This is a genomic window from Erwinia aphidicola (assembly GCF_014773485.1).
Taxonomy (GTDB): domain Bacteria; phylum Pseudomonadota; class Gammaproteobacteria; order Enterobacterales; family Enterobacteriaceae; genus Erwinia; species Erwinia aphidicola.
Window position 1 is genome coordinate 286,294 of the sequence record NZ_JACXBP010000003.1, and the last position, 20,710, is coordinate 307,003.

The window sequence follows — 20,710 nt, forward strand, 5'->3', positions numbered from 1 at the left end:
CCTTAAGGTAACAAGCCCTTGACGTCGATGGGTTTGGCTTCGTTTTCTGCGTCGCCTTTGTCTTTGCCGTCGATCGCCATACCCGCCATCCGGTAAAAATTGTATTCCGGGTATTTGCCCGGGCCGGAAATCAGCAGGTGTTCTTTTTCATACACCAGATCCTGACGCTTGAACTCACCCAGTTCGAAATCTGGGGTAAGCTGAATCGCAGTGGTCGGGCAAGCCTCTTCACACAGGCCACAGAAGATGCAGCGCGAGAAGTTGATACGGAAGAATTCTGGATACCAGCGGCCGTCGGCCATCTCTGCTTTTTGCAGCGAGATACAGCCCACCGGGCAGGCGACGGCACACAGGTTACAGGCAACGCAGCGTTCCTGGCCGTCCGGATCGCGCGTCAGCACGATACGCCCACGATAACGTGGCGGCAGGTAAACCGGCTCTTCCGGGTACATCATGGTTTCGCGTTTGGCGAAGGCATTCATACCTATCAGCCAGATACTGCGTACGGTTGTCCCGAAACCAACGACAAGGTCTTTTAATGTCATGTTCTTAACCCCTTACTGCGCCGTGTACAGAATCACTGCGGCGGTCGCCAGCAGATTCAACAGCGTCAACGGCAGACAGACTTTCCAGCCGAACGACATCACCTGGTCATAGCGCGGGCGCGGTAACGCAGCACGAATCAGAATGAACATCATCATGAAGAATGCCGTTTTGATGGCAAACCAGAAAATCGGCGGCAGCCACGGACCATACCAGCCACCGAAGAACAGCGTGACGATCAGTGACGATACGGTCACGATACCAACGTATTCACCGACGAAGAACAGGCCGAACTTCATCCCGGCATACTCAATGTGGTAACCGTCGGCCAGTTCCTGCTCGGCTTCTGGCTGGTCAAACGGATGGCGGTGACACACGGCAACACCGGCGATGCAGAAGGTGATAAAGCCCAGGAACTGCGGGATCACGTTCCACAGATGCTGCTGGCTGTTCACAATGTCGACCATGTTGAACGAGCCAGCCTGAGCGACCACGCCCATCAGCGACAGGCCGAGGAACACTTCGTAGCTCAGCGTCTGGGCCGAGGCACGCATCGCACCGAGCAGTGAGTATTTGTTATTACTCGACCAGCCCGCGAACAGCACGGCATACACTGCCAGGCCTGCCATCATCAGGAAGAACAGCAGACCGATGTTCAGGTCCGCGCCCATCCAGGTGGAAGTCACCGGCACAATCGCCATCGCCAGCAGCAGCGAGGTGAAAGCGATCATTGGCGCAAGAGTAAAGATCACGCGGTCGGTGAACGGTGGGATCCAGTCCTCTTTGAAGAACATTTTGATCATATCCGCCACCAGCTGCAGCGAGCCGCCCCAGCCGACACGGTTTGGTCCGTAACGGTTCTGGAACAGCCCGAGCAGGCGACGTTCGCCGAAGCTCATAAACGCGCCGCAGCCCACCACGACAAACAGAATCACTAAGGCTTTTACGACGGCGATAATGACGTCGATAACTTCCGGTGTCAGCCAGCTCATTGTGCAGCCTCCCGCAGATTTTCAATGTCGCTTCCGGCAAGGAACGGTGGAACACCCGGCAAACCAATTGGCAGACCAACCTGCCCTGCCTGCAGGTTGCTGGAGAAGCGCACCGGCAGACGCAGGACTTCACCCTGGCAGTTAAATTCCACCGCAGCACCGGCATTGACGCCCAGTTTTGCCGCATCGTCCGGGTTCACCATCACGTAAGCTTCAGGCATACGCTGCTGAATAACCGGAGCGCGCTGCGTCATCTCTTCACTACCAAACAGGTGGAAGTATGGCGCCACGCGCCAGCTTTCGGCGTTACCGCTGAAGGCAGCCGGCACATTTTCGAACCAGCCCAGCTGAGACTCACCCGCTTCGATCAGGCGCACGCCTGGATCGCCGTTACGCAGATGTCCACCCACTTCCGCCTGGAATTTGTTCCATGCCTGCGGTGAGTTCCAGCCTGGAGCCCATGCAAATGGGATCTGCGAGCGCGCAGCGCCCGGCTGGTTGTTCCCTTCCATTGAGAAGGAGAACATGGTGTCTTTGTCCTGCGGCTGACGCGGTTCGTGCACGCTGATATTGGCGCGCATCGCGGTACGTCCACTTGAGCGATGCGGCGAACGCGCCAGCTTTTGACCACGAATACGGAAGCTGGCATCCGGTGCCGCTTGTTTAATTCCGGCCAGCTGCGGCAGTACCGCCACGCAGGCATCTATGACGTGATCGAGCTGGCTCCAGTCCACTTCGCGGCTGTTGATGGTGCTCTGTAGCGAGTGCAGCCAGCGCCAGCTTTCCAGCATCTGAACTTTTTCGTCGTAGTAAGCCGGGTCATAAACCTGGAAGAAACGCTGTGCGCGGCCCTCCTGGTTGACGACGGTGCCGTCGCTTTCGGCGAAGCTGGCGGTAGAGAGGATCAGACCGGCCTTTTCGCTGGTGGCAGTACGCTGGTGATCGAGCACGATCACGTTTGGCGTATTGCTCAGCGCGGCATCGACGGTGGCTTTCGGCAGGTGACGATAGAGATCGTTCTCCAAAATGATCACCGCATCTGCCGCGCCGTTTTCCAGCTCGGCCAGGGCGACGTCGAGCGAGTGACCGCCGATCATGCCAAGGCCAACGCTGTTAGTGGCACCCGCAATCAGGGTGATCCCCACATCAGAACCGCGCGCTTTCAGCGCTTTCGCCACGTTGGCGGCGGCCTGAATCATCGCTTCACTGCCGGAGTGAGTGCCGGAAATAATCAGCGGTTTTTTCGCACCGGCCAGCGCCTGCACGATCACATCAATTTTGCCCGCCAGTGATTTATCGAGATCGCTGACTGCCGGTGCGCTGGCGTCCAGCTCATGGGCAATGGCAAAACCTAAGCGCGCCTGATCGTCAACCGGGGCGCGATAGCTCCAGGCGGCGATATCATCCAGGCGGGTTTCATCCACGTTAGTCACGAACAGCGGATGTTTGGCGTTCTGACCGATATTGAGAATCGCAGCAATCTGCCAGTCCGCGACTTTCTGTGCGGCGGCCATTTCACGCGATTTGCCCTTCACGGCCTGACGCACGGAGAGCGCAACGCGCGCCCCGGTCTGAGTCAGATCTTCACCCAGCACCAGCACCGCATCGTAGCTCTCAATATCACGCAGCGCCGGGGTGTGAATGCCGCTGTCGCGCAGCACGTTAAGCATCAGCTCAAGACGCGCCTGCTCGCCCGCCGCGATACCGGTAGAGAAGTTTTCTGCTCCCACCAGCTCGCGCAGGGCGAAGTTGCTCTCCACGCTGGCGCGCGGTGAACCGATGCCGATCACTTTCTTCGCCTGGCGCAGCACATCTGCGGCTCCCTGCATCGCCTGCTCAGCGTTGAGCGCGATCCAGTCGTCGCCGCGGCGCTGCATTGGCTGGCGCGGGCGATCTTTCAGGTTAACGTAGCCATAGCCGAAACGGCCACGGTCGCACAGGAAGTAGTGGTTTACCGTACCGTTATAGCGGTTTTCGATGCGGCGCAGTTCACCGTAGCGCTCGCCCGGGCTGGTGTTACAGCCGATGCTGCACTGCTGGCAGATGCTTGGCGCAAACTGCATATCCCACTTACGGTTATATCGCTCGGAGTGAGTTTTGTCGGTGAACACGCCGGTCGGGCAGATTTCTACCAGGTTACCGGAGAATTCACTCTCCAGCACGCCATCTTCCGGGCGGCCAAAGTAGACGTTGTCATGCGCACCGTAAACGCCGAGGTCTGTACCATCGGCATAATCTTTGTAGTAGCGCACGCAGCGATAACAGGCGATACAGCGGTTCATCTCATGGGAGATAAACGGACCGAGATCCTGATTGCGGTGAGTACGCTTGGTGAAGCGATAACGGCGGAAACTGTGGCCGGTCATCACTGTCATATCCTGCAGGTGGCAGTTACCGCCCTCTTCACAGACCGGACAGTCGTGCGGGTGGTTAGTCATTAACCACTCCACCACGCTTTCGCGGAACTCTTTCGCTTCACCATCATCAATGGAGATGAACGTGCCATCGGACGCCGGGGTCATGCAGGACATAACCAGGCGGCCACGGGTGTCTTCGGCATTTTGGAACTGCTTTACCGCACACTGGCGGCAGGCACCGACGCTACCGAGCGCCGGGTGCCAGCAGAAATAAGGAATATCAAGGCCGAGGGAGAGACATGCCTGCAACAGGTTGTCTGCACCATCAACATCATATTCTTTACCGTCTACATGAATTGTAGCCATAGTGAACATGCTTCCGTAAGGCCCGTGCGAACACGGGCGTTAAACTTTGCTTACCAGCGCGCCTTTAACAGGTTTGGCTGGATGCCGCTAATCGCGTGTGCGTTGCTGTATACCTGGGGTGCCATTCCCGCTTCAAACTCTTCGCGGAAGTATTTAATGGCACTTTGCAGTGGCTCTACTGCACCCGGCGCATGCGCACAGAATGTTTTACCCGGGCCAAGCTGGCGGCAGAGCTGCAGCAGGGTTTCTATATCCCCTGGCTGCCCCTGCTTGTTCTCCAGCGCGCGCAGAATTTTAACGCTCCACGGCAGGCCGTCACGGCAGGGTGTACACCAGCCGCAGGATTCACGGGCGAAGAACTCTTCCAGATTGCGCACCAGCGACACCATGTTGATCTCGTGGTCAACAGCCATTGCCAGCGCCGTACCCAGACGGCTACCGGCTTTACCAATGCTGGCAAATTCCATTGGCAGGTCGAGGTGGGATTCGGTCAGGAAGTCAGTCCCTGCGCCACCCGGCTGCCAGGCTTTGAATTTCAGGCCGTCGCGCATGCCACCGGCATACTCTTCCAGAATTTCGCGGGCGGTGGTGCCAAACGGCAGTTCCCAGACGCCAGGATTTTTCACCCTGCCGGAGAAGCCCATCATTTTGGTGCCGGTATCTTCACTGGTGGAAATGCCTTTGTACCAGTCAACGCCATTAGCAATGATGGCCGGCACGTTGGAGAGCGTCTCAACGTTATTCACGCAGGTCGGCTTGCCCCAGGCACCCGCTGATGCCGGGAAGGGTGGCTTGGAGCGCGGGTTAGCGCGGCGCCCTTCCAGGGAGTTAATCAGCGCGGTCTCTTCACCACAGATATAGCGACCAGCGCCGGTGTGCACGATCAGCTCAAAGTCGAAGCCCGACCCGAGGATATTTTTACCCAACAGACCCGCTTCGGTTGCTTCCGCGATGGCGCGGCGCAGATTAGCGGCCGCTTCAATATATTCGCCACGCAGGAAGATATAGCCACGATAGGTTTTCAACGCGAAAGCGGCGATCAACATGCCTTCCACCAGCTGGTGCGGCATCTGCTCCATCAGCAGGCGGTCTTTATAGGTGCCTGGCTCCATTTCATCGGCGTTACACAGCAGGTAACGGATGTTCATGGATTCGTCTTTCGGCATCAGGCTCCACTTCAAACCCGTGGAGAAGCCTGCACCGCCGCGCCCTTTCAGGCCAGAGTCTTTAACCTGCGCGACGATCTCTTCCGGCGCCATGGATTTCAGGGCTTTCTCAGCACCGGCATAGCCATTCTTACTGCGATATTCCTCAAGAAATACCGGCTGTTTGTCTTCACGCATGCGCCAGGTCAGCGGATGCATTTCGGCAGTACGCACGATCTGTCTCATTGATACTGCTCCAGTAAGTTGGCGATGCCTTCCGGCGTCAGATGAACGTGAGTGTCTTCATCCACCATCATCACCGGCCCTTTGTCGCAGTTACCCAGGCAACAGGTCGGCAGCAGCGTGAAGCGGCCATCAGCCGTGGTCTGGCCCGGCTTGATGTTCAGATTGGTTTCCAGCGCGGCCTGAATGCCCTGGAAGCCAGTGATGTGGCACACCACGCTGTCGCAGTAGCGGATCACATGGCGGCCAACCGGCGTGCGGTAGATCTGGCTGTAGAATGTTGCCACCCCTTCCACATCGCTGGCCGGAATGCCCAGCACGCCCGCAATGGCGTTGATCGCGCCGTCAGGCACCCAGCCGCGATGCTTCTGAACAATTTTCAGCGCTTCAATTGAAGCGGCACGCGCATCTTCGTAATGGTGCTTTTCATGCTCGATGGCGTCGCGCTCGGTGGCACTCAGCACAAAAGCCCCGGATTCATCGATCGTTTCGATCGCAATTCTTTGATCGTGCATAATTAGCGGTCCACGTCTGACATAACAAAATCGATACTACCGAGGTATACGATCAGGTCGGATACCAGGCTGCCGTTGATCACTGAAGGGATCTGCTGCAGGTGCGGGAAGCTAGGCGTACGCACGCGGGTGCGATAGCTCATGGTGCTGCCGTCGCTGGTCAGGTAGTAACTGTTAATCCCTTTGGTCGCTTCAATCATCTGGAAGGACTCATTGGCCGGCATCACCGGGCCCCATGAAACCTGCAGGAAGTGAGTGATCAGGGTTTCGATATGCTGCAGCGTGCGCTCTTTTGGCGGCGGCGTGGTCAGCGGATGGTCAGCCTTGAACGGGCCTTCCGGCATATTCTTCAGGCACTGTTCCAGGATGCGCATACTCTGACGCATCTCTTCCATCTTCAGCATCACGCGGCTGTAAGCACAGCTGACCCCGTCACCGATTGGAATGTCGAAATCGAAGTTTTCATAACCGGAGTAAGGGCGCCATTTACGCACGTCAAAGTCGAGACCCGTCGCGCGCAGACCTGCGCCGGTGGTACCCCAGGCCAGTGCCTCTTCCATGTTGTAGGCAGAAACACCTTTCGAACGGGCAATCAGCACGGAGTTTTTCAACGCGGTCTGTTCGTAGGATTTCAGACGTTTTGGCAACCAGTCCAGCAGCTCGCGCAGCAGGCGCTCCCAGCCTTTCGGCAGGTCATGCGCCACGCCGCCGATGCGGAACCAGGCCGGGTGCATACGGAAACCAGTAATGGCTTCCACCACGTCATAAATTTTCTGGCGATCGGTAAAGGCAAAGAACACCGGAGACATCGCACCGACGTCCTGAATAAACGTTGAGATGTAGAGCAGGTGGCTGTTTATACGGAACAGCTCTGAAAGCATCACGCGGATGACATCCACGCGCTCTGGCACTTTGATACCGGCCAGTTTCTCAACCGCTAACACGTACGGCATTTCATTTACGCAGCCGCCAAGATACTCGATGCGGTCGGTGTAAGGAATGTAGCTGTGCCAGGATTGACGCTCGCCCATCTTCTCCGCACCGCGATGGTGGTAACCGATATCCGGCACGCAGTCGACGATCTCTTCGCCGTCCAGCTGCAGGATAATACGGAACGCACCGTGCGCCGACGGGTGGTTCGGGCCGAGGTTGAGGAACATAAAGTCCTCATTGTTGGTGCTGCGCTTCATGCCCCAGTCTTCAGGCTTGAAGGTGAGCGATTCCATCTCCAGATCTTCTTTCTGCTTGGTCAGCTCGAAAGGATCGAATTCGGTCGCACGCGCCGGATAATCTTTGCGCAGCGGGTGCCCTTCCCACGTCTGCGGCATCATGATGCGCGTCAGGTGCGGGTGGCCCTCAATATTGATACCAAACATCTCCCAGGTTTCACGCTCATACCAGTTGGCATTCGGGAAGATTTTGGTGATGGTCGGCACATTCAAATCGTTTTCAGACAACGCCACCTTGAGCATGATATCGCGATTGCGTTCAATGGAGATGAAGTGGTAGAAAACGGAAAAATCCGCCGCGGGTAAACCCGCACGGTGAGTGCGCAGACGCTCGTCCATGCCATGCAGGTCATACAGCATCACATAGGGTTTTGGCAGCTTGCGCAGGAAATGGATAATCTCAAGCAGCTGCTCACGTTTCACCCAGACTACCGGAATGCCGGTACGGGTTGCTTGCACAGTAAAGGCATCAGGCCCAAAACGATTACGCAGCTCGCCGATCACCGGGTCATCCTGGTGATCTCGGGTTTGCCATAACGGCTGAGCGAGATCTTGCGTGGTTAAATCTGTCATAAGTGGTTCACCATTCTGGCCTGTTATCCAGGCGCTCAGTGTTGGCGTCAGGTGGGTCGGCGCACGTTACATTGTGTTTTTTTTGCGCTGTTGCTGACCACATCCATAAACTGCTGTTTTTAAATTTCGTCAGGCGTGCGCAGATTAGTCACGGCGATACGCTCGGCATTCTTTCTATCGCGCTCCGACTGCATATTGGCGCGATACACGCCCTGATCGCTGACGACCCACGACAGCGGGCGGCGCTCTTTGCCAATCGACTCCTGCAGCAGCAGCAGTGCCTGCATATAGGCTTCAGGACGCGGAGGGCAACCTGGGATATACACGTCAACCGGCAGGAACTTGTCCACACCCTGCACCACAGAATAGATATCGTACATACCGCCGGAGTTCGCGCAGGCACCCATTGAGATCACCCATTTTGGTTCCAGCATCTGGTCATACAGGCGCTGAACAACCGGAGCCATCTTGGTGAAACAGGTTCCCGCTACCACCATAAAGTCAGCCTGGCGAGGCGAAGCACGAATAACTTCCGACCCGAATCGCGCCACGTCATGTACCGCCGTAAACGAGGTAGTCATTTCGACGTAGCAACAAGAAAGGCCGAAGTTAAACGGCCAAAGGGAGTTCTTACGACCCCAGTTCACCATGTCATGCAGAGCGTGTTCCAACTTGCCCATATAGACGTTTTGATGAACGTGCTTTTCCAGGGGATCGGTAACAATCTCCTGTTTTTGCAGGGGGTAACGGTCGTTCTCACCGTTCGGGTCTATGCGGGTGAGCGTATAGTCCATGTGTTTTTGCCTCGCTGTTACTGCTTGTGACGGTTGGCGTGCGAGATGGTGGTTGGTTTGACGTCAAACTGACGACGGGCAGGAGCCCAATCCAGCGCGCCAATGCGAACCAGATAAAACAGACCAGCTAGCAGAACCAAAATGAAAATAGCGGCTTCCACAAAGCCGACCCAACCGCTTTCGCGGATCGCCGTCGACCATGCGTAGAGATAGAGGGCTTCAACGTCGAAGATGACGAAGAACATGGCAACCAGGTAAAACTTGGCAGACAGGCGCAGTTTAGCGCTGCCCACCGAAGCAATACCGGATTCAAAAGGTGTATTTGTATGCCTTCCACGGGCTTTTCCGCCCAGGAACCATGCTCCGGCCAGCATTGCGCAGCAAAGGCCAATAGAGACGATCAGGAAAACAGCGAATGCCCAATGATGGGCGACGACTTCTGTGGTTGTTGACATACTCTTGCTTACTCACCAAAAGTGGCGTTTCGCGTCCTGCTCTGATAATTGGCAGTTAACACACCACATCGATTCAAGGGAAGAATGAAAAACCTGATAAATCTTACTGTCTTTCGCGATTAGGCAGTAATTTTATGTGGTTTTTTACTCCTTTAACTAACCTTTTGTCAACTTTGACAAAACTATCCGCACATTAATTTACACCCACAACACGAATTTAACATATGATGCTCAATAAGTGAGCTAAATCGAGTCAGTAGCATCATGTGAAGTTAGTGTAGCGGCTAAAACCTTGTTTGGATCGGGTATTTAACAACGCCTATTTTGGCAGGATTCACCCGGTTTTCCTGCCCCTTATTGGGGTTATTTTTTTGATCCAGAACACACTTTGGGGTTTTATGCCGGTAAAACAGGCAACTTTTTTTGAGCAGAATCAATTCACTGATCGGACCAGAGTGGAGCGTGAGGGAGGATTTTTAGGTTTTAAGCTGAATGGGTGCTTTTTAACGCGCATAGCCAGATTAATGCCAAAAAATGGCCTGAGCTGGCATATAAATTTGCAACAAAAAGGCCCTTCAGCTTAATTTCTAACTGAAAGGCCTTTTTTAACCACTCATTTCGAAAACAATCGACTTTTAATGATAAAAGTAATCGTTTGCGTTTGGACGGTTATTCATCTTCGTCGGCGAAGCCTGCGGCGCTCTGCCCTGCAGTGATCAGGTTGTACGGATCGTTGCTGGACTCCATCGCGTTGAAGATTGCCAGCGCCAGCTCGTTATCGCTGTCCGGATTACGGCACAGCAGATACTCGGTATCCGGCAGCATTGGCAGGCCTTCTGCAGCACCCATTACGCGCAGCTCCGGGCTCATCATCTCCACCGGGCGCGCAGTCACACCTAAGCCCGCTTTCACCGCAGCACGTACCGCAGCCAGCGTAGAGGCCACGTACGATATACGCCACGGGATGCCCGCTTCGTTAAGGTGATCGATCGCCATGTCGCGGTATGGGCTTGGCTCATCCAGCAGTACCAGAGGAATCGCTTCCCCACGCTGGAAGATGTAATCAGCCGCGCAGTACCACAGGGTCGGCGACGTACGCAGTACCTGCCAGGTGAAATTCATCGGGCTGGAGGTGGTCACCACCAGGTCAACTTCGCCCTGGTTAAGCATTTCCATCATAAATGGATTGCGCTTCACGCGAACGTCGATGGCCAGTTTCGGGTATACCGAGGTCACACGATTGAGCAGGAACGGTAAAATGGTATCAGAAGTATCATCGGAGGCACCGATGGTGAGCACCCCCTGAATGTTGCTGTACATCAGAGAAGTACAGGCTTCATCGTTGAAGCGCAGTATCTTTCTGGCGTAGCCCAACAGCTGAATACCATGTTCCGTCAATAACTTGTTGCGTCCATGCCTGGCAAACAGCTCTTTGCCTACCAATTGCTCCAGACGCTGCATCTGCTGGCTCACGGCGGACTGCGTTCTGCACACGGCGGCCGCAGCAGCGGCAAAAGTGTTCAGGTCGGCAACAGCCACGAAAGTTCTCAGCAGATCGAGGTCGAGATTAAGTATCGGACGATTTGCACTAGTCATGTTTTTCTTCACTTTATAAGTTTTTTACAAACAGCTACCCTGGTGTTATTACCAGTCTTATCAAAGGGATAAGACGATAACAATTGCGTAATGGCTACAGTGTTTAGCAATTAAAAATTACCCGATGCATTACTTACATTTGCAGACGATAAAGACTCTTCACCTCCAGCCATCGATCCCGCTTGAGCCAGGATTTACTGCCAGAGTTAAATAGGTTCTTCCGTCTGATACATCACTAATGCACGCTGCACTAACCCATAAGTTGCAGGAAGCCGCGTCGTTATAGTTAATTAACACCGACGAAACTCAAAAAAGGATGAGTTGTGGTGCCGCAAGTCTAAAACAACCATTGAAAATTGAATTGCCAGATCGCTGTAGTTACAGCGCAAAATGTTAAGTACAACTTACTATTTAGGGTAATAAAAAGCGTTTTTTTATCACCCGGAGTACCTGCACGCACGGTGCAAAGTCTCCTGAGCATTATCCTGACATACTGTCGTTTACTTTTTAAGCCCAAAAGCAATTAAACTTATCACTAAAGCAAGATTTTATCGGCGACAGCACGCAATACCGGGCCTGGCCCTAAAAAATTTATCGTCACACGGGTAGCCTCAAGTTGCGATCCTTCTCTCCCCCCTCACCCCTCAGATGCTGCCTGTTCTTCAGCTATCGCCCCGACTGATTAAAAAACAGACAGTGAAATAAGTTTATCTTCACAGTTTCTTAAAGCATCAGTACACCGTTTTTTACTGAATCAGCTAACAGAGTCCCTTTAGTGGAACGACTAATCATGCAGGCGCTTGACAGCGTAGAATCATTGCACAGATGTTAGTATCGGATTACACCCATTATGCAGCATGAAATATCAGAATATTCGGCCCTGACGCGCCCCCCTGCCAGCTGAGTGAAAAAACATCCTTTAACTCACCAAAGCCCGCTGTCGCCCTTCAAAAGCTCAGAGGAGAGGAGTACATTGTGCAATGTTTAGTTTTCCACGGCAGGAACGCAGTTCTGCCAGTCAAGGCGACAAAAATGACCCCAATTGATAAATCCAGCAAACTGGATAATGTGTGTTACGACATTCGCGGCCCGGTGCTGAAAGAAGCTAAGCGCCTCGAAGAAGAAGGTAATAAAGTCCTCAAGCTGAACATCGGCAACCCGGCGCCGTTTGGTTTTGAAGCCCCCGATGAGATTCTGGTGGATGTGATCCGCAATCTGCCAAGCGCTCAGGGCTACTGCGATTCCAAAGGGTTGTACTCGGCGCGTAAAGCGATCATGCAGCACTACCAGGCACGCGGCATGCGTGATATCACCGTTGAAGATATCTACATCGGCAACGGCGTCTCTGAACTGATCGTACAGTCGATGCAGGCCTTGCTGAATACCGGTGACGAAATGCTGGTTCCGGCGCCGGATTATCCGCTGTGGACTGCGGCCGTCTCGCTTTCGGGTGGCAAAGCCGTTCACTACCTGTGTGATGAGTCCGCAGGCTGGTTCCCGGACCTTGATGATATCCGCAGCAAAATCACCCCGCGCACCCGCGGCATTGTGATTATCAACCCCAATAACCCGACCGGTGCCGTTTACAGCAAAGAGCTGCTGATGGAAGTGGTCGAGCTGGCGCGTCAGCACAACCTGATTATTTTCGCCGACGAAATCTACGACAAAATCCTTTACGATGCCGCACAGCACCACTCTATTGCCGCGCTGGCGCCGGACCTGCTGACAATCACCTTTAACGGTCTGTCTAAAACCTATCGCGTCGCGGGCTTCCGCCAGGGCTGGATGGTCCTCAACGGGCCGAAGAAGCACGCCAAAGGCTATATTGAAGGTCTGGAGATGCTGGCCTCCATGCGCCTGTGCGCCAACGTTCCGGCACAGCACGCCATTCAGACCGCGCTGGGTGGCTATCAGAGCATCAGCGAATTTATCCAGCCTGGCGGCCGCCTCTATGAGCAGCGCAACCGGGCATGGGAGCTGATTAATGACATTCCGGGCGTGAGCTGCGTGAAGCCAGACGGCGCGCTGTATATGTTCCCGAAAATTGACAGCAAGAAGTTCAATATTCACGATGACCAGAAGATGGTGCTCGACTTCCTGCTGCAGGAAAAAGTGCTGCTGGTTCAGGGCACCGCCTTTAACTGGCCGTGGCCAGATCACGTGCGCATTGTCACGCTGCCGCGCGTTGATGAACTGGATATGGCGATTAACAAGTTTGGTCGTTTCCTCAGTGGCTACCGCCAGCTGTAATGTTCTCCCCAAAGAGCGGCTCAGGCCGCTCTTCGCATTTTGTACCAGGGAAAATAATCATGACCCAAAGCCACTTCTTCGCCCACCTCTCCCGCCTGAAGTTAATCAACCGCTGGCCGCTGATGCGCAACGTGCGCACGGAGAACGTTTCCGAACACAGCCTGCAGGTAGCGATGGTTGCCCATGCGCTGGCGGTCATCAAGAACAAAAAGTTTAATGGCAATCTCAATGCTGAACGCATCGCCATGATGGCGATGTATCACGATGCCAGCGAAGTACTTACCGGCGATCTCCCCACCCCGGTGAAGTATTACAATGCGCAGATCGCCCACGAATATAAGAAAATCGAAAAGATAGCCCAGCGTAAGCTGATTGAGATGCTGCCGGAGGAGCTGCGCTCCGCCTATGCTCCGCTGATTGACGAGCATCAGCACAGCGAAGCCGAAACGGCGGTGGTGAAGCAGGCCGACGCGCTCTGTGCCTATCTGAAGTGTCTCGAAGAGCTGTCGGCGGGCAATAATGAGTTTCTGCTGGCCAAAGCGCGCCTGGAAAAGACGCTGGCACAGCGCCACAGCCCGGAGATGGACTACTTTGTAGAGGTATTTGTTCCGAGCTTTAGCCTGTCGCTGGATGAGATCAGTCAGGATTCGCTGTAACCAGCAGGGCGTGGCGAACCACGCCCTTTAAGCACTTTAGTGTTTACGGTGGACGTTGACGCTGCCGTCCGGATTCTTGTTGATGACCAACTCTTCCAGCGAGCTGAGCACCATATCGACATCTTCCAGCCGTGGCGAATCTGCCGGCGCGTTAACCGCGATCACATGACTGCCGGAAGCCAGACCGGAGAGGATCCCGGCAGCGGCATCTTCCACCACCACGCACTCCTCCGGCTCCAGGTCGAGCAGCTGGGCGCCAAGCAGATAGGCATCCGGCTCCGGCTTGCCGCGCTCAACGCGCTCGGCGGTGACAAATGCCGCCGGGGCCGGTAAACCTGCCGCCGCATGGCGCGCGCTGGCAACGGGTACGGAACCTGAAGTGACGATCGCCCAGGGGATCTCCAGCTCGTCCAGCTGGCTTAGCAGCTCAACCGCACCGGGCAGGGCAACAATGCCGTCAATATCTTCAGCTTCCAGCTTTTCCAGCGCGATAAATTCCTGCTGAATCTCCTCCGCTGAAGCTCCGCTCATAAAGTGGCGCAGTGAGGTAATTGCCTGCTTACCGTGGATGAAGCCCAGCACCTCTTCAGGCGCGATCCCGTGGCGCTTACCCCAGTTTTTCCAGGCACGTTCAACTACCGCAAGGGAGTCAACTAACGTGCCATCCAGATCAAACAGAAAACCTTTACACTTCACCGCATCTTCCTTCTCAGGCGTTGATAACTTGCGCGATCTCGTTCGCACTCAGATGATACTGCCGGGGACAATTGTGCCACAGCGCGAGCATGCGTTGGTATTTTTCCCACATCGGCACCTGAGTATCAAACTCGTGGCTGCCCGCATCAAAGTGGGTGTAGCGCCCTTCAACCTCCACCAGAAAGCGCACATAGCCAAGATATCGCCCTTCAGAAGCGGCATCAAAGCCAGGGAATACCAGACGACGCAGCTCGATGCCCTGCGGTTCTTTCAGATTAGTCCAGGAGATATGCAGGGCGTGATACATCTCCATCATCGCGATCAGCGTGCGGCACTCCGCCTCCGGCAGCTGGCTAAAATCGTTATCCAGCTCGCGCATCTGCAGGCCAAAGCCGCGTTCGATAATGGTCTGATGGCGCTGGTAACGCGCGGCGTTATCCGGGTCGAGCATCGCCATCATCTGGTACTGATTGGAAAGAATTAAACGCTGGGCATGGGTCATGTCCATTTGGGGCTCCTCCGCCACGGGGAAAATAGTCAGTGGCGGCAGGATCTCACGGCGCGGGGAGAGGCTTCTTTGACGCAGCGCGGGTTTCCGGTGAGATCGTCACAGAAAACCCGCAAACGCGATTAAAGGTCGTCGAGGAAGGTTTTATCCAGCTGCTTGAAGGCGCGCTTCAGCACGTCAGCCAGTGACTGATAGGTTGGCTTGCCTTCCACCGGGGCAATGGCCTGGCCTGCGGCCTGCAATTTTTCACGCACGTCATGGAACCAGCCCAATAAAGAAGGCGGTAATGGCGTTACCGAGCGCTTGCCCAGCCACCACAGACCCTGCATCGGCAGGCTGCAGGCGAACAGCGCGGTGGCGACGGCCGGGCCCAGCTGCCCGCCAAGGGCGATCTGCCAGGTGAGGCTGAAAACAGCCACGGGCGGCATAATGCGGATTGCAAATCGTGTCGCACGCGTGACGCGATTTTCTGGAAACATAGGCGCAAGGCGTTTATCGACAGGCCATGTCTTCATGTAGTGCTGACCATGCTGGAACAGCTTAAACCAACCGACACTGCCGGATTCATTAGCCATGGCTAACCTCAACTTCAGAGATAAATATTAAAAAAAAATTACAACTCACCAACTTTACCTAACATCATTCAAAATATTTTGTCTTTAAGGGTGACACTGGTTATCCTGTGCGCGTTTTAGGCCCTGGACAGCGAGCAATCCTGGTCAACATTCGGCCAAGCCATGAAAAAGCGCATCAGATTTAAAAAAAATCGTAAAGTTTCCAAAATTTTTTGCTTTCGGACAAAACTTTCCGGCAGCATGATGTTCATCATTAATGTACCAGCTTTCATGCGCTACGCTGATAGTCTGTTTGACTTTTATTTCGCCACTTTTAATAAATAGGACCTTCCATGTCGAGTAAGTTAGTACTGGTTCTGAACTGCGGTAGTTCTTCCCTGAAGTTTGCCATTATCGATCCGGCAAACGGCGACGAATACCTGTCAGGTTTAGCTGAATGTTTCCACCTGCCGGAAGCCCGCATTAAGTGGAAACTGGAAGGCGCTAAACAAGAAGCGGCTCTGGGTGCAGGCGCAGCGCACAGCGAAGCACTGAACTTCATGGTTAAAACTATTCTGGCACAAAAACCAGAACTGTCGGCACAAATCGTTGCTATCGGTCATCGCATCGTTCACGGTGGCGAAAAGTTAACGCAGTCCGTAGTGATTGACGAATCCGTCATCCAGGGTATCAAAGACGCCTCTTCATTTGCACCGCTGCACAACCCGGCGCACCTGATCGGCATCGACGAAGCGCTGAAAAACTTCCCGCACCTGTCAGATAAAAATGTGGCTGTTTTCGACACCGCTTTCCATCAGACTATGCCGGAAGAGTCTTATCTCTATGCCCTGCCGTACAAATTGTACAAAGAGCACGGCGTTCGCCGCTATGGCGCGCACGGTACCAGCCACTTCTACGTGACGCAGGAAGCGGCCAAAGTGCTGAATAAGCCGGTGTCCGAGCTGAACATCATCACCTGTCACCTGGGTAACGGTGGTTCGGTTTCCGCTATCCGTAACGGCGAGTGCGTTGACACCTCCATGGGTCTGACCCCGCTGGAAGGCCTGGTGATGGGGACCCGCAGCGGTGATATCGACCCGGCGATTATCTTCTTCCTGCACGATACGCTCGGCATGAACGTGGATGCGATCAACAAGATGCTGACCAAAGAGTCTGGCCTGCTGGGCCTGACCGAAGTCACCAGCGACTGCCGCTATGTGGAAGATAACTACGATACCAAAGCCGATGCCAAACGTGCGATGGACGTTTACTGCCACCGCCTGGCGAAATATATCGGCTCTTATGCCGCGCTGATGGATGGCCGTCTGGACGCGGTGATCTTCACCGGCGGGATTGGTGAGAATGCCGCGATGGTGCGCGAGCTGTCGCTGGCGAAGCTCGGCCTGCTGGGCTTCGAAGTGGACCACGAACGCAACCTGGCCGCGCGCTTCGGCAAATCCGGCTTCATCAACAAAGAGGGCACCCGCCCGGCGCTGGTTATCCCAACCAACGAAGAGTTGGTCATCGCGCAGGACGCAGACCGTCTCACCGCATAATAAACGATTCTCTCCGTCAGCTCAGGCTGGCGGAGTTGTTTTAGACACCAAGAAATTTGTATAGCCCTTGCTACTGGAGCAGCTGCTCTACGTGTGCAGGCTAAAGTCATGAGGAGTTATTGTGTCCCGTACAATCATGCTCATCCCTACCGGCACCAGCGTCGGCCTGACCAGCGTCAGCCTCGGCGTTATTCGTGCTATGGAACGTAAAGGCGTGCGTCTTAGCGTCTTCAAGCCTATCGCCCAGCCGCGCGCGGGTGGCGACAGCCCGGATCAGACCACCACTATCATCCGTAAAAACTCCAGCATTCCCGCCGCCGTGCCGCTGGCCATGAGCCGCGTGGAATCCCTGCTGGGCTCCAATCAGCAGGACGTGCTGATGGAAGAGATCATCGCCAACTACCATGAAAACACCAAAGACGCAGAGGTCGTGTTGGTCGAGGGCCTGGTGCCGACGCGCAAACATCAGTTTGCCTCGGCGCTAAACTATGAAATCGCCAAAACCCTGAATGCGGAAATCGTCTTCGTGATGTCGCTGGGCAATGACTCGCCGGCGCAGCTGAAAGAGCGTATCGAACTGACCCAGAGCAGCTTCGGCGGCAGCAAAAATAAAAACATCACCGGCGTGATCATTAACAAGCTGAACGCACCTGTTGACGATCAGGGCCGTACGCGCCCGGATCTTTCCGAGATCTTCGACGACTCCACCAAAGCCAGCGTCGCGAATATCGATCCCAAGCAGCTGTTCGCTAACAGCCCGCTGCCGGTTCTGGGCTGCGTGCCGTGGAGCTTCGAGCTGATCGCCACCCGCGCCATTGATATGTGCCGTCACCTTGACGCCCGCATCATTAACGAAGGTGAGATCGCCACCCGCCGCGTGAAATCCGTGACCTTCTGTGCACGCAGCATTCCCCACATGCTGGAGCACTTCCGTCCGGGTTCCCTGCTGGTGACCTCTGCCGACCGCCCTGACGTGCTGGTTGCAGCCTGCCTTGCGGCGATGAACGGCGTTGAGATTGGTGCCATCCTGCTGACCGGTGGTTACGCGATTGATGCCCCCATTCAGAAGCTGTGTGAACGCGCCTTCCAGACTGGCCTGCCGGTATTTATGGTCGACACTAACACCTGGCAGACCTCCCTTAGCCTGCAGAGCTTCAACCTGGAAGTACCCAGCGACGATACCCAGCGTATTGAGCGCGTGCAGGAGTACGTGGCCAGCCACATTGACGCAGACTGGATCGAGTCGCTGACCGCCGCTTCCGAACGCAGCCGTCGCCTCTCTCCTCCGGCCTTCCGCTACCAGCTCACCGAGCTGGCGCGTAAAGCGGGCAAGCGCATCGTGCTGCCGGAAGGCGACGAACCTCGCACCGTGAAAGCGGCGGCTATCTGTGCCGAACGCGGCATCGCCACCTGTGTCCTGCTGGGCAACCCGGAAGAGATCCAGCGCGTGGCCGCAGCTCAGGGCGTTGAGCTGGGTAAAGGCATTGAGATTGTTGACCCGGAAGCCGCACGTGAAAACTACGTGGCGCGCCTGGTAGAGCTGCGTAAGAGCAAAGGCATGACCGAAGTGGTCGCGCAGGAGCAGCTGGAAGATAACGTGATGCTCGGCACCATGATGCTGGAGCGTGGCGAAGTGGACGGCCTGGTTTCCGGTGCGGTTCACACCACTGCCAACACTATCCGCCCGCCGCTGCAGCTGATTAAAACCGCGCCGAACAGCTCGCTGGTCTCGTCGGTGTTCTTTATGCTGCTGCCTGAGCAGGTGCTGGTGTATGGCGACTGCGCCATCAACCCGGACCCGAATCCGGAACAGCTGGCAGAGATTGCGATTCAGTCCGCCGACTCCGCGCTGGCGTTTGGCATCGAGCCGCGCGTGGCGATGATCTCCTACTCCACCGGTAACTCAGGTGCCGGTAGCGACGTTGAGAAAGTGCGTGAAGCGACGCGTATCGCGCAGGAAAAACGCCCTGACCTGGTGATCGACGGTCCACTGCAGTATGACGCAGCGATTATGGCCGACGTGGCGAAATCTAAAGCGCCAAACTCCCCGGTTGCCGGCCGTGCGACCGTGTTCATCTTCCCGGATCTGAACACCGGTAATACCACTTACAAAGCGGTACAGCGCTCTGCGGACCTGATCTCAATCGGGCCAATGCTGCAGGGGATGCGCAAGCCGGTCAACGACCTGTCGCGTGGCGCACTGGTCGACGATATCGTCTACACCATCGCGCTGACGGCGATCCAGTCGAAGCAGGCGGAAGGGTAATCGCGCAGCCGGGTCAGGCAGCCTGTCCCTACCCGGCCCTTTTACACATCGTCGTTACCCCGCAGGGGCGAGGCATGCCTCGCCTTTTTTATTGACTGAATTTACTGGAGCACCACATCCAGCGCCCGCAGATGCTGCGGCTGCCACGACAGCAGCACTTCACTACCAGGCTGCCAGCGGCTGTCCATTTTGGCGGGTGACAGCTTGACCATAAAGTTCCCCTGCCCTGCGACTTCCGTCAGCATCCGCACGTGATCCCCCAGATAGATAAACTGCTGAACCCGCGCCTTCACCTGCTGATCGCCCTGTTCCGGCGCATTGACGTTAATGCGCTCCGGGCGGATGCTGAGCTGGATTTTCTTACCCGGCGAACTTGGGCGCACCTTAAGCGCATCCAGCTCGCCGCCATCGTCCAGCTTCACGCGGTAGTAGTCGCCCTGCACCGAGACCTGAGTCGCCAGCAGGTTGTTATTTTCGCCGATAAACTGCGCGACGAAAGCATTCGCCGGCTGCTCATAAAGCGTGCCGGGGCTGTCCATCTGCTGGATCATGCCGTCGTTGAATACCGCCACCCGGTTCGACATGGTCATCGCTTCGCTCTGGTCGTGCGTAACGTAGACGATGGTCAGACCCAGCATTTCGTGCAGCTGTTTAATCTCCAGCTGCATATGCTCGCGCAGCTGCTTATCCAGCGCACCCAGCGGCTCATCCATCAGTACCAGCTTAGGTTCAAACACCAGCGCACGCGCCAGGGCCACGCGCTGCTGTTGCCCACCCGACATCTGCGCCGGATAGCGATCGGCCAGCGACGTCAGCTTAATCATATCGAGAATGCGCGACACCCGATCTTTGATATCCGCCTTGTTCATGCGGCGGATCGACAGCGGGAATGCCAGGTTTTCCGCCACGGTCATATGGGGAAACAGCGCATAATTCTGGAATACCATGCCGATATCACGCTGGTGCGGCGGCAGGGTATGCAGCGGTTTCTCGCGTAGAAAAATCTCGCCATCGGTCGGAGTTTCAAAGCCAGCGAGCATCATCAGGCTGGTGGTTTTTCCAGATCCAGATGGCCCTAAAAGCGTTAAAAACTCACCCTCCTGCACCTCAAGATTCAGGTTGCGAACCACCAGCTTTTCGCCGTCGTAGCTCTTTTTGATGTTCTTAAAACTCACCAGGGATCTCATAGTATTCTCTCGTCAAGCGGGGGAAAAACCTCTCAGGCACGCTTTGTGCATTACCTGCACCGGGCGCATCTGTCGGGTGGCTCTTTTTTAGCTCTACCACAACGAATTTCGCTTCGACAAGCAGAATTTGACAAAATCACAAAAAAAAAGCCTGAGAGCAGATCTCCCAGGCTATTGTTTTATATTGTTTTTTATCTTTGCACCAGATCAGGTCATACAAATAACCCGC

The 20,710-nt window shown here is 55.3% G+C and carries 17 protein-coding genes; 4 read left to right on the forward strand and 13 right to left on the reverse strand.

Annotated elements, in window-relative coordinates:
- Window positions 1-2 precede the first annotated feature (2 nt).
- The 9 genes from nuoI to lrhA all read right to left on the reverse strand — a co-directional run bounded on the left by nuoI (window position 3) and on the right by lrhA (window position 10,808).
- The gene (gene nuoI, locus ID864_RS08570) at window positions 3-545 is read right to left on the reverse strand and encodes an NADH-quinone oxidoreductase subunit NuoI (protein ID WP_048915455.1); all 543 of its coding nucleotides are present in this window, start codon (window positions 543-545) and stop codon (window positions 3-5) included.
- Window positions 546-557: 12 nt separating this feature from the next.
- On the reverse strand, window positions 558-1,535 hold the full coding sequence (nuoH, locus tag ID864_RS08575) for an NADH-quinone oxidoreductase subunit NuoH (RefSeq protein ID WP_048915454.1): 978 nt from the start codon (window positions 1,533-1,535) through the stop codon (window positions 558-560).
- Window positions 1,532-4,258: an NADH-quinone oxidoreductase subunit NuoG gene (gene nuoG / locus ID864_RS08580; RefSeq protein ID WP_048915453.1), complete on the reverse strand. Its 2,727-nt coding sequence runs from the start codon at window positions 4,256-4,258 to the stop codon at window positions 1,532-1,534. The genes nuoH and nuoG overlap by 4 nt, the downstream gene beginning before the upstream one ends.
- Before the next feature lie 50 nt (window positions 4,259-4,308).
- Window positions 4,309-5,649 (reverse strand): NADH-quinone oxidoreductase subunit NuoF, encoded by a 1,341-nt coding sequence (nuoF, locus tag ID864_RS08585; RefSeq protein ID WP_048915452.1) that lies wholly within the window; start codon window positions 5,647-5,649, stop codon window positions 4,309-4,311.
- Window positions 5,646-6,161 carry an NADH-quinone oxidoreductase subunit NuoE gene (gene nuoE, locus ID864_RS08590; RefSeq protein WP_048915451.1) on the reverse strand — a complete coding sequence of 172 codons (516 nt, stop codon included), beginning with the start codon at window positions 6,159-6,161 and terminating at the stop codon, window positions 5,646-5,648. The genes nuoF and nuoE overlap by 4 nt, the downstream gene beginning before the upstream one ends.
- A gap of 2 nt (window positions 6,162-6,163) precedes the next feature.
- Entirely contained in the window at window positions 6,164-7,963 is a 1,800-nt protein-coding gene (nuoC, locus tag ID864_RS08595) for an NADH-quinone oxidoreductase subunit C/D (RefSeq protein ID WP_099754448.1), read from the reverse strand.
- A gap of 119 nt (window positions 7,964-8,082) precedes the next feature.
- Complete coding sequence (locus tag ID864_RS08600) at window positions 8,083-8,757, reverse strand: NuoB/complex I 20 kDa subunit family protein (protein WP_048915449.1); 675 nt, start codon at window positions 8,755-8,757, stop codon at window positions 8,083-8,085.
- 17 nt (window positions 8,758-8,774) lie between these two features.
- Entirely contained in the window at window positions 8,775-9,212 is a 438-nt protein-coding gene (locus ID864_RS08605) for an NADH-quinone oxidoreductase subunit A (RefSeq protein WP_048915448.1), read from the reverse strand.
- 669 nt (window positions 9,213-9,881) lie between these two features.
- Complete coding sequence (gene lrhA, locus ID864_RS08610; RefSeq protein ID WP_048915447.1) at window positions 9,882-10,808, reverse strand: transcriptional regulator LrhA; 927 nt, start codon at window positions 10,806-10,808, stop codon at window positions 9,882-9,884.
- A 1,032-nt stretch (window positions 10,809-11,840) separates the two neighbouring features.
- On the opposite strand from lrhA, the gene ID864_RS08615 reads away from it, so the two are divergent.
- The gene (locus ID864_RS08615) at window positions 11,841-13,058 is read left to right on the forward strand and encodes a pyridoxal phosphate-dependent aminotransferase (RefSeq protein ID WP_133623204.1); all 1,218 of its coding nucleotides are present in this window, start codon (window positions 11,841-11,843) and stop codon (window positions 13,056-13,058) included.
- Between the two features lie 59 nt (window positions 13,059-13,117).
- A complete protein-coding gene (gene yfbR / locus ID864_RS08620) occupies window positions 13,118-13,714 on the forward strand; it encodes a 5'-deoxynucleotidase (RefSeq protein ID WP_048915445.1) in 597 nt (198 codons plus the stop codon).
- Window positions 13,715-13,750: 36 nt separating this feature from the next.
- Here yfbR and ID864_RS08625 read toward each other — a convergent pair whose 3' ends face one another.
- From ID864_RS08625 to yfbV, 3 genes are all read right to left on the reverse strand, one after another.
- On the reverse strand, window positions 13,751-14,410 hold the full coding sequence (locus ID864_RS08625; protein WP_048915444.1) for a sugar phosphatase: 660 nt from the start codon (window positions 14,408-14,410) through the stop codon (window positions 13,751-13,753).
- A gap of 13 nt (window positions 14,411-14,423) precedes the next feature.
- Window positions 14,424-14,918 (reverse strand): YfbU family protein, encoded by a 495-nt coding sequence (locus ID864_RS08630; protein WP_048915443.1) that lies wholly within the window; start codon window positions 14,916-14,918, stop codon window positions 14,424-14,426.
- Between the two features lie 122 nt (window positions 14,919-15,040).
- Window positions 15,041-15,493, reverse strand: coding sequence for a terminus macrodomain insulation protein YfbV (gene yfbV / locus ID864_RS08635; RefSeq protein ID WP_048915442.1), 453 nt, complete (start codon window positions 15,491-15,493; stop codon window positions 15,041-15,043).
- A 332-nt stretch (window positions 15,494-15,825) separates the two neighbouring features.
- Between yfbV and ackA the strand changes: the two genes are divergently transcribed.
- Entirely contained in the window at window positions 15,826-17,028 is a 1,203-nt protein-coding gene (ackA, locus tag ID864_RS08640) for an acetate kinase (protein WP_048915441.1), read from the forward strand.
- 121 nt (window positions 17,029-17,149) lie between these two features.
- Entirely contained in the window at window positions 17,150-19,294 is a 2,145-nt protein-coding gene (gene pta / locus ID864_RS08645) for a phosphate acetyltransferase (protein ID WP_099754969.1), read from the forward strand.
- 101 nt (window positions 19,295-19,395) lie between these two features.
- On the opposite strand, the gene ID864_RS08650 is transcribed toward pta, so the two are convergent.
- Window positions 19,396-20,481 (reverse strand): ABC transporter ATP-binding protein, encoded by a 1,086-nt coding sequence (locus ID864_RS08650; protein ID WP_048915439.1) that lies wholly within the window; start codon window positions 20,479-20,481, stop codon window positions 19,396-19,398.
- Between the last annotated feature and the right edge of the window lie 229 nt (window positions 20,482-20,710).